Annotated in this window: 11 protein-coding genes; 7 read left to right on the plus strand and 4 right to left on the minus strand. The window is 52.9% G+C overall.

Annotated features, from left to right (window positions below; all coding sequences use genetic code 11):
• Positions 1 to 247 precede the first annotated feature (247 nt).
• Positions 248 to 1405, minus strand: a complete 1158-nt coding sequence (gene ribA, locus K355_RS0118325) for a GTP cyclohydrolase II (protein ID WP_022733612.1) — start codon at positions 1403 to 1405, stop codon at positions 248 to 250.
• Positions 1406 to 1816: 411 nt separating this feature from the next.
• Between ribA and K355_RS0118330 the strand changes: the two genes are divergently transcribed.
• Complete coding sequence (locus K355_RS0118330) at positions 1817 to 2506, plus strand: response regulator transcription factor (protein ID WP_022733614.1); 690 nt, start codon at positions 1817 to 1819, stop codon at positions 2504 to 2506.
• A 232-nt stretch (positions 2507 to 2738) separates the two neighbouring features.
• On the opposite strand, the gene K355_RS0118335 is transcribed toward K355_RS0118330, so the two are convergent.
• Positions 2739 to 3434 carry a YggS family pyridoxal phosphate-dependent enzyme gene (locus K355_RS0118335; protein ID WP_028791741.1) on the minus strand — a complete coding sequence of 232 codons (696 nt, stop codon included), beginning with the start codon at positions 3432 to 3434 and terminating at the stop codon, positions 2739 to 2741.
• Between the two features lie 138 nt (positions 3435 to 3572).
• Between K355_RS0118335 and K355_RS24415 the strand changes: the two genes are divergently transcribed.
• Positions 3573 to 4121 carry a thiamine phosphate synthase gene (locus K355_RS24415; protein ID WP_162142308.1) on the plus strand — a complete coding sequence of 183 codons (549 nt, stop codon included), beginning with the start codon at positions 3573 to 3575 and terminating at the stop codon, positions 4119 to 4121.
• 34 nt (positions 4122 to 4155) lie between these two features.
• On the plus strand, positions 4156 to 5397 hold the full coding sequence (locus tag K355_RS0118345) for a glycosyltransferase family 9 protein (protein WP_022733616.1): 1242 nt from the start codon (positions 4156 to 4158) through the stop codon (positions 5395 to 5397).
• Positions 5398 to 5508: 111 nt separating this feature from the next.
• Here K355_RS0118345 and K355_RS0118350 read toward each other — a convergent pair whose 3' ends face one another.
• Positions 5509 to 6540 (minus strand): porin, encoded by a 1032-nt coding sequence (locus K355_RS0118350; RefSeq protein WP_022733617.1) that lies wholly within the window; start codon positions 6538 to 6540, stop codon positions 5509 to 5511.
• Between the two features lie 646 nt (positions 6541 to 7186).
• Entirely contained in the window at positions 7187 to 8251 is a 1065-nt protein-coding gene (locus tag K355_RS0118355) for a porin (RefSeq protein WP_022733618.1), read from the minus strand.
• A gap of 381 nt (positions 8252 to 8632) precedes the next feature.
• On the opposite strand from K355_RS0118355, the gene K355_RS0118365 reads away from it, so the two are divergent.
• From K355_RS0118365 to holA, 4 genes are read left to right on the plus strand one after another with little or no spacing between them, the layout of a single operon-like run.
• On the plus strand, positions 8633 to 9055 hold the full coding sequence (locus K355_RS0118365) for a DUF3576 domain-containing protein (protein ID WP_373964536.1): 423 nt from the start codon (positions 8633 to 8635) through the stop codon (positions 9053 to 9055).
• Between the two features lie 4 nt (positions 9056 to 9059).
• The gene (locus tag K355_RS0118370; protein ID WP_022733621.1) at positions 9060 to 9743 is read left to right on the plus strand and encodes a hypothetical protein; all 684 of its coding nucleotides are present in this window, start codon (positions 9060 to 9062) and stop codon (positions 9741 to 9743) included.
• Entirely contained in the window at positions 9740 to 10249 is a 510-nt protein-coding gene (gene lptE, locus K355_RS0118375; protein ID WP_022733622.1) for an LPS assembly lipoprotein LptE, read from the plus strand. The genes K355_RS0118370 and lptE overlap by 4 nt, the downstream gene beginning before the upstream one ends.
• A 27-nt stretch (positions 10250 to 10276) precedes the next feature.
• Positions 10277 to 11308, plus strand: coding sequence for a DNA polymerase III subunit delta (gene holA / locus K355_RS0118380; RefSeq protein ID WP_022733623.1), 1032 nt, complete (start codon positions 10277 to 10279; stop codon positions 11306 to 11308).
• Positions 11309 to 11352 lie beyond the last annotated feature (44 nt).

The raw sequence follows: 11352 nt of genomic DNA on the forward strand, positions 1-11352 counted from the left end.
CCATACTTTGCAAAAGGAGTGCCAAACTGGCACATATTTAAGTTATTGTTATATATGAGAAATATTCAAATTCCGCAGACGCCATTTCTGCCTGTCGGAATCTTCTGCCGGGTACGGGACCAAAAGCGTCAATCCGTGCAGAACGTGCCGAAAATGATGGGTTCACGCGCATCGGAGCGCAGCGTACTAAAAGTACGTGAGCACCGAAGCACAGGGAAACCGCCATTTGCAGGCCGTTCGGGGCGGATTAAAACAGGTGACCCGCACGGTCTTTCTTGGTCTGAAGATAAAATGCATTATGGCCGTTGGACGGGAATTTGTGCGGCACACGTTCGGCAACCTTAACGCCCCAACCTTCAAGCCCTTTAAGCTTTTCCGGATTGTTGGTCAGCAACCGGACCGAACCAAAACCCAACTGACGCAGCATTTCAGCTGCCGGGCGATAGACCCGTTCGTCGGCATCAAAGCCAAGTTCCTCGTTGGCATCAAGCGTATCAAACCCGCGATCCTGAAGGGCATAGGCGCGCAGCTTATTGACAAGCCCGATGCCCCGCCCTTCCTGACGCAGATACAAAATAATGCCACCCTGCCCGCTTTTGGCGATTTCCGAAATCGCCCCGCGCAGTTGCGGCCCGCAATCACAGCGCAGCGACCCGATCAAATCGCCGGTAAAGCATTCCGAATGCAACCGGATCAAAACAGGCTGATCCTTGGCCGGTGCGTCAATCACGATGGCCAGATGTTCCTGACCGCCATCTTCGGGGCGAAAGGCAATCACCGTGGCATTTTCTGCATCTTCAAGCGGTACACGGGCCTGACTGACTTCGCGGAGGCTCGCGGCCGATGCATCTTCGTAGCCGTTAATGCTTTCAGATTGCAAAACGAGTAAATTCTGCGCCCGGGCCAAGTTTTCGAGCTGATCGGCCCCAACTGGCACCGTGACAACAGCGGGCAACAACCGGGCAAGCTTTGCCAACCGGATTGCCGCTGTTTCAGCCATGCTCACTGCACGCCAGTCGCCCGCAGGCAACTGATCAAGATCAAGCAACGGATTGGCGATTTCGCCCAAGCGGGCCGCATCAATCTCTGACTGCCTTTTACTGACAAAGGCAACAAACGAGTCTTGTTCGCACGCACCGCCCAGGGATCTCGCGCGCACCCGCGGCAAAATAATTGCCGGGCTTTCGGTGTTGTGGGTGATGTCACACAGGCGCTCAAACCCGGCTTGCGACAAGGGCTCGGCGGCAATCACCGCAACGCTATGGACCGCACCGTCCAAATGGCCCTGAACCAGAACAATTTCACCGCGGCGTAAATCCGCAACCGCACGCGATACTGTCACCAGATCGGTGGCCGGGATTGAATTGCTGTCATTCTGGGCCGTGGCGGCAAAGCTTTGGGTCATTGTTATCTTATCGTTAGGGGTCAGAGGCCATTTAAGCGATCACAACATCGCGATCTGGTCGTAAGGGGCTAGATAACGGGCCGTAATGATTAATATAAGCGAACAGTTCAATCGGGTTTATTCTGATGTCTCGCGAAAATCGCAGGAAGATAGACATCTTTCAAGGTTTTGTGACGCGGCCAACCAACAGATCATAGCGTTTGGTGGTTGGGATGTATTAATTAATCCGGGTCGGGCAGAGGTCAATGGGTTAAAACGAAAACAGTTTGTTCTTGAAATAGCATTATGCGACGCTCACTCCAGATATATGGCGGCGCATGAACGGATATTCCACAAAAACAATGGCGCGCCGAAGCGCCATGTCTGATCAAGAAATTGATCCGGGATCTGACAAGCAGCAAGGGATGGTGAATGTCGACAGGTAAACAGGTTCTCGTCGTTGAAGATGATGCAGCACTCAGCCAGTCTTTGACCGAGCAGCTTCGACTGCACGAGGAATTCGAATGTGTTGTTGCCAACAGTGGCAAGGATGCACTCGATGCCGCGAAAGAAGCCTATTTTGACATGATTTTGCTTGATGTCGGCCTGCCTGATATGGATGGCCGCGATGTCTGCAAACTGATGCGCCGGGCGGGCGTTAAATCCCCGATTATCATGCTAACCGGGGCCAATAGTGATTCCGACACCATCCTTGGCCTTGAATCGGGTGCCAATGATTATGTCACCAAGCCGTTCCGCCTCAATGTGCTTTTGGCGCGCATCCGCGCCCACATCCGCCAGCATGAACAAAGCGAGGACGCGGTCTTTGTCATTGGCCCCTATAGCTTCCAGCCCAGTGCAAAAATTCTGATCGAAACGGTCAGTGAAAAGAAAGTCCGCCTGACGGAAAAGGAAACCTCGATCCTGAAATTCCTGTTCCGGGCAGGCGACAAACCGGTGACCCGCGAAACCCTGCTTGATGAAGTCTGGGGCTATAACGCCGGGGTTACCACCCACACGCTTGAAACCCACGTCTATCGCCTGCGTCAGAAAATCGAAAAAGACCCGTCAAACGCGACGATTCTGGTCACCGAGCCGGGCGGTTACAAGCTGATCCCGTAAGGTTGGAATATCGCGTGATCATCGGTTTTAAAAAATCCCGCGATAAAAAGCGGGATTTTTTGTCACAAACTTGAATGTCGCACGTCTTGGATATCGCGCCGATTATCCACAGAAACCCGAAAAATCCGATTTTATCTGTAATTAACAGGAATATCGCATTTTAAACGCCATTTTTGCCAATTTTTTGGGTTAAAATGAAATTATGGCCATTTAAAACCACCTTAATTGCCAGTTAATACCCACGAGATCCGAAAATCGCTGTCCCAACCCGGACATGCGTCGCACCAAACCGAATTGCGGCCTCATAATCACCGCTCATACCCATGCTTCTGATCGCAATCCCGCGACGATCGGCAATCTTGCCCAACAATAAAAAATGCGGTGCCGGTTCTTCATCGACCGGTGGAATGCACATCAATCCCGTAATCGGCAAATTCAACTCATCGCGGCACATGGCGATAAATTCATCCGCATCGCCGGGGGCGATACCAGCCTTTTGCGGTTCTTCACCTGTATTGATCTGAATGAAAAGATCCGGGCAAGAACCGGTCGCATCACGGTGCTTTGCCAAGGCGCGCGCCAATTTTGGACGATCCACCGTCTCAATCACATCAAACAATCGGGCAGCGTCCTTGACCTTATTGGTTTGAAGCGGCCCGATCAGATGCAATTCCACATCGGGAAATTCATCGCGCAAGCCCGGCCATTTTCCCGCCGCTTCCTGCACCCGGTTTTCACCAAAAACCCGTCGTCCTTCAACCAATGCCGTGCGCACATGATCTGCTTCGTGGTTTTTTGACACACAGACCAGCGTCACCGCATCTGGATCACGATCAGCCGCCTTACAGGCGGCATTGATATTGTCCTGAATATCGCGCAGGTTCTGTGCAACATCGCTATTGCCAGATGACAGATCATGATCGCTCATGGATGATGGATCCTAATGGTTTGAAATACGCCTTACGAAATCGGGATACTATCAATGGACGCCTCCCTGTTAAAGCAGGCACACCAACTGAATTTACGCAATCGCGTTACCAATGGCCCTTTCCCACCGGTTATCCTCATGACCGATGACCAAAGACTGCCCGATCCGGTTGCGGCAATGACAAAACTGCCCCGTCACAGCATGGTGGTTTTTCGCCATTATGATCACCCTGGCCGGGCCAGCCTTGCGGCAAAACTGCGTTCGCAATGCCGCCGTCTGGGCCACCGGATGCTGATTGCCAATGACGTTGCACTGGCACTGACCCTTGGGGCCGACGGGGTGCATCTGCCCGAATATCGCATCTGGCAGTCGCCATCGATCTATCGACAAATCCCAGACGGGTTGATCGTCACATCGGCCTGTCACAGCATGCCGACAGCGCGCAAACTGTGCCTTTTACCGGCAAGATTTCGCCCCGACGGCCTGTTCATTTCCCCGGTTTTTGCCACCCAAAGTCACCCCGGCGCATCCACCATGCCGTTTGACATTGTCCAGCGTATTGCCCGCATCTGCACACATCACGACATCAGCCCGATTGGACTTGGTGGAATCAATCGCGAAAATGTTGGGAAACTGCGCGGCTCAGCCCTTGCGTCTTTGGCCGGGATCGGGTTTTCTGGGGCTTGATCACCCCCGCCGGTGCATGGAGTATCGCCCCGCAATGCCCGCAAAGCCACACCATAAGCTGCATCCTGCCCGCAAGAAATTCACCCGATTCGCATCCAAGGTGCCGTTTCAGTTCGGCCTACCCAATGTCAGCCCGACACTGGGTCAATCCTCGGACGGCAGCCCGATTTATTTCACGCGCACCACATCCTTGCTGCGCCAGCAGGCCTTGGCGACAGCACCCTCGGTCCAGATCAAGTCGGATGCCTTCCACCCCCGGGTCTTGCCCCGTGCGGCATGGTCGGAAACCGACTTTGCCAAATCCAGTGTTTTGTTTCTGATCCCCGATGATGCACTGGGCGATTGTGTTGGCATGGTGTTGTTCTTTCGCGCCTTTGCCCAAAAATACCCGGATGCAAAAATCGCTGTGCTTAACAGTGCCAGCGCATCGGATATTTTCGCCACGGTTGCCAACATCGAAATCTTCCAACTGTTCATATCGTCAAAACAGCTCGCCCGGTTTGATCACGTGATTGATCTCAGCGAAATGGAAGGCTGGGATACAATCGCCCAGATGCCGGTTAACCCCGAAGAATCCCTATGCACGGCCTTTGCCCTATCACCCATTACCCTGCCGGCGCGCCAACCAATGGCAAAGCCGGGCATGAACATCGGCATTTTGCCCATGGCCTCATCCCCCTTGCGCACCCTGCCCCCGGCATTGGTCCGCGACATCGCACAGATGCTTGGCGATGCTGGCCATAACGTCACCCTGATTTTAAACGCCTATCAGGGGGTCATGCGCGCCTATAAAGACAGCATTGCCGCCGATGAGCTTGAAAATGTCACCATCATTGACGGGTTTCCCACGATTGGCCAACTGATCGGCTTTATGGAAAAACAAGATTACGTCGTGCTGGCCGACAGCGGCCCGGCCCACATCACCAAGCTGTTTCAAACACCGGGCCTTGGGATTTACACATCCGCCGCGGCCAAGGTCCTGCAAGGCCGCCACACAAATTTACGCAACTGGCAAAGCAGCTATAGCGGCGACTTTTGCACCGCTCCCTGCGGCCTTGCCAAACTGCGTGCGACATCCAATGGCCAGATCGGCTGCATGGGCAGCCTCAAAGTGCCATTTGACCAACTGGGCGATCTTCCCACAAGCAGCAACAAAGCTTTGGCCGAAAAGCTGGTTGTCGAATCAACCGTGCCCTGTGTCTCGCATTTGCAGTCTGATCAAGATGCGATTTTTCAAATGCTGGACGAAGATTTGAAAATGCCGACGACGCCATAAGTCATCGCGTCTTAATCGGTGCAATCATCAGCATCAAGCACGTCAGGCAGACAAAAAAGAAGGAGGCGGCCAAAGCCACCTCCTTCACATCTGTCATCCAATTCCGAAGAATTAGAAGTCGAGACGCAGACCGGTTACAACGCCGTAGCCGTCATTGTCGCCGCTGATGCCGCTGGTAGCAGAATTGTTGGTGCTGTCTGCTTCCTGGTCAAACCAATAGACAGAAGATTTCCAAGTCACGCCTGCACCAAGGGTGTAAGCCATGCCGAGGTCAACCGTGCTGATATCACCGCTGTTGTCAACTTCTTCGTAACCATAGCCCAAGGACACGGTTGCTGCGTCCATCGCATAGGAAACACCAAGGTCAAACGCATCGAGGTCTTGGTTGGTAGCGTTCAGACCGTAGTCGTCTTCGGTGTGACCATAAGAACCACCAACGGTGAAGTTGCCAAAGCCAACAGTCGAACCAAGACCGTACCAGTAACCGTCTTCAGAATGTTCGCCGGTGGCAGAAAGACCAAGAGCAACACCGTTGAAGTCATGATCAAAGGCAAGTGCACCAGAAACGATGCTATCACCGCCGCCGTCTGTGCCATTGTAGCTGTTGCTACCATTGCGCTGGCTGTCGTCAGCATACGACGCACCGGCACGGAAACCACCGAAGGACGGGGTGAAGTAGCTAACGCGGTTCTGATCGCCACTCGAACGGATGGTATCGATCAAATATGCATCGACCCAGTTTGACAAATCACCATCGTTGACGCCAACCGGACCAACCGACGGTGCCCGCAGAGCCATTGAGTCAGCTGCACTGTCGTTCTTACCCATTTCGATGCGACCAAAGCCACCGTTTACGAACAGGTACTGTTCGTCAATCTGATCGCCAGAGGTTTCGCCTTCGAGCTCGATTTTGGCACCAACTTCAATGCCGTTATCAAGGGTGGTTTTGCCCGAGAAGTAAACTTCGGTATCGGACTGGAATGCATTGTTACGGCCACCTGACGGAGTGTTGTCCTGGTCAGAGAAACCAGCCCACTGTTCCATGTAACCACCAACTTCAAGCTGGATTTTTTCGGACGCCTGTGCGGAACCGGCAAAAGCAACGGCGGCGAGTGCGCTGGAAGCAAAAAGAATCTTTTTCATCGTAACCCTCGAGATAAAAATTGGTTTGAGACGAAGGGGAATGAACCGAGCGGCCCTTCGATCTGTCGAGAGCCATAAAACCCATCAAATGACCCTGGGTCAATATTAATAAATGACCATTAGTTATTTATATATCGCAATGTTGCATTTTTGTCACTCAACTGGCCGTATAGTCTATATTTTTACTGATTACTCGTCTTATTATTTCATCATACACACCTACATGATCAGGAAACCACATAAATAAGTCACATAAATAAATAATGGTCATTTAAATATGATGAAAAACATATTCCCTACAGTCGATTGAAAAATCACAGGGATTTAGCGATTGAGGGAATGATAATGCGGCATGTGTGGACGTTGTGGATGGTCTAGGACCTAGCCTCTTACCTTGGGGAAACCTGCACACACTTGAACGATTTGCCAGAACCGGTTTCACGTAAGCCATCGTTAAAAACGGTTGGAAAGCCCAACAACCCACTTATCTAGAACCCGAAACCGCGAAGAAATCTATTAGCCCGCAAAATCTTAACGTCCCACCAGCAGTTTGATCGCTTTAGGATTTGCTCAACATAGCAACAAACAAAAAAAGAAGGGGGTGGAAAATCCACCCCCTTCAACTCTTCAGCTAATCCGATAAGGATTAGAAGGAAAGAGCAAGACCGGTAACAGCGCCGTAACCTTCGTTATCGGCAACACCAGCAAGGTCACGCTCGTTCTCGAACCAGAATACCGAGGATTTCCAGCTCACACCAGCACCGAGGGTGTAAGCAAGACCCAAGTGAACATGGTCCAAAGTAGATTCGCCACGGCTCGTTACGGTGCCAGCAGCATTGGTGATGGTAGCACCACCTTCGTCTTCACCGTGGAAGTAGGTCAGGGTCACTTCAGCGGCATCCATGCTGTAGCCAACACCAAAATCATAACCGTCGGTTGCGCGGTTGGTTGCGCCAACACCAGCATTGTACTCGTCATTGGCTGCACCGTAAGAACCGCCAACAGAGAACGCACCGAAGCCAACATTGGCACCGACATGGTAGTTACGACCATCGTCCGAATCGCCTTCGGCCATACCGGAAACTTTGATCGAAACCGCATCGAAATCGCCGATATATTCAACGCCGGCTGCATAACGTGAATCGCCGCCGTTTGCCGTGTCGTTGTTTTCCGAGGTATCGTCATCGGTGTAGGAAAGACCAGCGCGGAAACCGCCAAGAACCGGGGTGTAATAGGTGACTTTCTTGGCATCGCTGTAGCCATAGATGTTGGCCTTAACGTTGCCATCAATGTCAACCCAGTTACCCAGATCGCCATCCTGTGCGTTAACCGGACCGGTCGACGGTGCGATGGTCAGCATGTCGGTCTGCGGGCCATCTTCAGCACCAAGCTTGACTTGGCCAAAGCCACCATTGACGTACAGGTACTGTTCGTCAACCATGGTGCCGGAGTTGCCGCCTTCACCTTCGAGTTCGATTTTAGCACCAACTTCGATGCCGTTATCGAGCGTGGTCGAACCCGAGAAGTGAACTTCGGTGTCAGACTGGAAAGCGTTCGGACGACCGCCAGCAGCATAATTGTCCTGATCAGCAAAACCCATCCACTGTTCCATGTAACCACCAACCGAAAGGCTGATTTTTTCGGAAGCCGAAGCCTGGCCTGCGAATGCGACAGCGACGAGTGCGCTGGAAGCAACAAGAATCTTTTTCATCTTTTCCCTCAACGTCTTTGCAAGCGTTTTACGCTACAAAAATTATTTGGACAGCTTATGCCGCCCGGTTCGAGAAGCATGGAGCCATCAAACGATCGCACCGTCAAGCAACACTGTGTCCAAAATGATACATTGATCAAACACTGTGGCACAAAAAGCACACCGGTTTTCTTTGATCACAAACCCGATCCGCCCTATATTCGCAGAAATTTTGCATCACAATGATCTTAAAGGCCGGAAATGGTGACCTTTTCTTCGTTCAAATCTTTGGTCCTTGGCGTCGGATTCGCCGTAGTATTGGCGGGCTGTTCTTCAAGCTCTGTCGATTATGACCAGTTCCCCGGATCAGCAAACTCAAACGAGCGTGTAAATGGTCGCACCATGACCCGTGCGCAGGAGAACGAACAAGGTACCATCTTTGGTGACGGTCTAAACCTGTTTGGCGGCGAGGATTCCAAGAAAGGCACCGGATCGGGCATCGGCGTAAACAGCTTCTTATGGCGTGCGACACTCGACACCCTGTCCTTTATGCCTCTTAACTCAGCCGATCCGTTTGGCGGGGTGATCATTACCGACTGGTACACGCCCGGTGAAACGCCAAATGAGCGGTTCAAGCTGACGGCTTATATCCTTGGCACAGCCCTTCGGTCGGACGCGATTAAGGTTTCGGTTTTCCGCCAAGTCAATGTCGGCCCCAATCAGTGGCAGGATGCCGTGGTCGAACCGGGTACAGTCACATCGATGGAAGACGCCATCCTCACCCGCGCCCGCCAGTTGCGAATCGATAGCGCAACCGCCGAGTAGGCTGATGGACGATACCTCTTTATATATATCGCCTGAATACAACCCCCATTCGCTGATACGCGATTGGGGGTTCTTCGTTGAACAGCAACGCCCCGATATATATGCAGCACTTTCCGGACCACTTAGCCCCCTGCGCCAGACACTTGCCGCCTCCATTACCACAATGGCAGGCGGAGAGTTTGTCGCAACCCCGACCACTTCGGGAAAAGTCACCACGGATTTTGTTGTACCAGATGCCCGAACGATGTGTCAGGAAGTCGGTCTTGATGTCCTCACCCTTGCCTTGCTGGCAGATGTCCCGCTGCACAGACCGCTTCAAATCACACAAAACGCTCTGATTGGCCATTGGCGCTGGCTGCGTCTGGTCTGGCGTACATTGGCTGATGCAAAACCCGCAACCAGATGCGTTGACACAATGCCAGCGACACCCAAAAGCACCTTTGCCACACTATATCCGGCACTGGTGGCAGGACGGAGTAACGTTGCCATCGCCAATCTTCGAACAATGTTTCAAAACCTGACAGCTCATTACGAGACAGAAAGTGTGCAAAACAGCCTCCCAGAAAGCCAGGATGCCCTTCATTCTTTCCTTGCCAATCTCACTCTGTTTTGCCCTTTTATCGGTTACGACCTATTGTGTCGCCACGGTCTGATGAAAGCTCCTTGGATAAAAGGTTCTATCGAATGAAATTGCGCGCCCTTTTCCCGGTAATCACCATGGTTGCCCTGATGTCTCTGAGTGCCTGCGGCTTTCGCCCGCTCTATGCAGAAGATCGCAGTGGACAAAGCACGACAACCGATATGTCACAGGTTGAGGTCAGCTTGATCAATGACCGTGTTGGTCAAATAACGCGCAATCTTTTGATCGAAACCCTCACACCCCGTGGTCAAGTTACCAACCCGGCCTACACATTGGATGTCAAAGTATCCGAGTCGACCAGCGAACAGGGCTTTACCAAAGACAACGAAGCGACAATTGCCGACTATTTGCTTGAAGCAACCTATCAACTAACCCGCAAGTCCGACGCCACACTGTTGCGTCAGGGCTTCGTAAGGGCACGCACTAGTTACAACATCGTCGATTCGGACTTCGCCAGCCTCGAAGCAGAAAAAGCCGCCCGTCGTGACGCCGCGCGCAATCTGGCACAGCAAATCGCCAATCAGGTTGCGGTTGGCCTGCGCGCCATTCCGTAAGGCCTCTCTGGAAGACATATCTGATCCATGAAACTCAAGGCAGCCCAGGTCGAAACCTTTCTCCGTGCGCCCGACGCCAAGGCACAGCTCGTGCTGATCTATGGCGAGGACGAAGGTCTTGTGCGCGAACGCGCAGTAAAGCTTGCCAAAACCGTGGTCGAAGACCTCAAGGATCCTTTTCGGGTAATCGAAATGGGCAGTGCCCAGCTTAAAGAAGACAGCAGCCGCCTGCGCGACGAAGCCGCCGCCATCAGCTTTGGCGGCGGACGCCGTGTCATCCGGCTCCGCGACATTGGCGATGCACAGGCACCGGCAATTGCCGACTTCCTCAAAGACCCTGCGGGTGACGCGCTGATCGTGATCGAAGCCGGCAGTTTACCATCCCGTTCCAAATTGCGTCAGGCGGTTGAAAAGGCCGGTAACGGCATGGCGCTGCCGTGCTATGCTGACAGCGGCCGCGACCTTGAAGGTCTGATCAGTGCGGTGATGGAGGATCACAAACTGCGCATTGACCGCGACGCCACCCGTTATCTGGTCGCCAATCTTGGTTCGGACCGCATGATATCGCGAAGCGAGCTTGAAAAACTCGCCCTTTATGCGCTCAAGGACGGTCAGGTCACACTGGCCGATGCGATGGATTGCGTTGGCGACAGCTCAGCCCGCCACTATGACGATGTCATTCAAGCTGTTTCGCAGGGCAATGTCGTCAATCTCGACACGGCCCTCACCCGCCTCACCGAAGAAGGCCTCAATCCGGTTGGCGCGCTTCGCATGATGCTCGGATATTTCCAGAAACTACATCTGGTTAAGGGACAGATCACCCAAGGAGCCAATACGGAACAGGCAATGAAATCCCTGCGCCCGCCGCTGTTTTTCAAGGCCGCCGATCAGTTCCGGGCCAATCTGAACAATTGGGCCGTTCCAACCTTGCAACGCGCGCTGCAAATCCTGCTCGAGGCCGAAAAAGACTGCAAAAGTGGTCTTGCCGTTCCTGAAACCATCGCGCACCGTGCCATGATCAAAATCGCCGTCGCCCGGCAAAAGCAGGCACGTCGCTAAAACATCACAGGGCCGCCTCGGCAAAAGCCTGACTTAACCTGTAA

This window comes from Thalassospira lucentensis MCCC 1A00383 = DSM 14000, from assembly GCF_000421265.1.
GTDB lineage: Bacteria > Pseudomonadota > Alphaproteobacteria > Rhodospirillales > Thalassospiraceae > Thalassospira > Thalassospira lucentensis.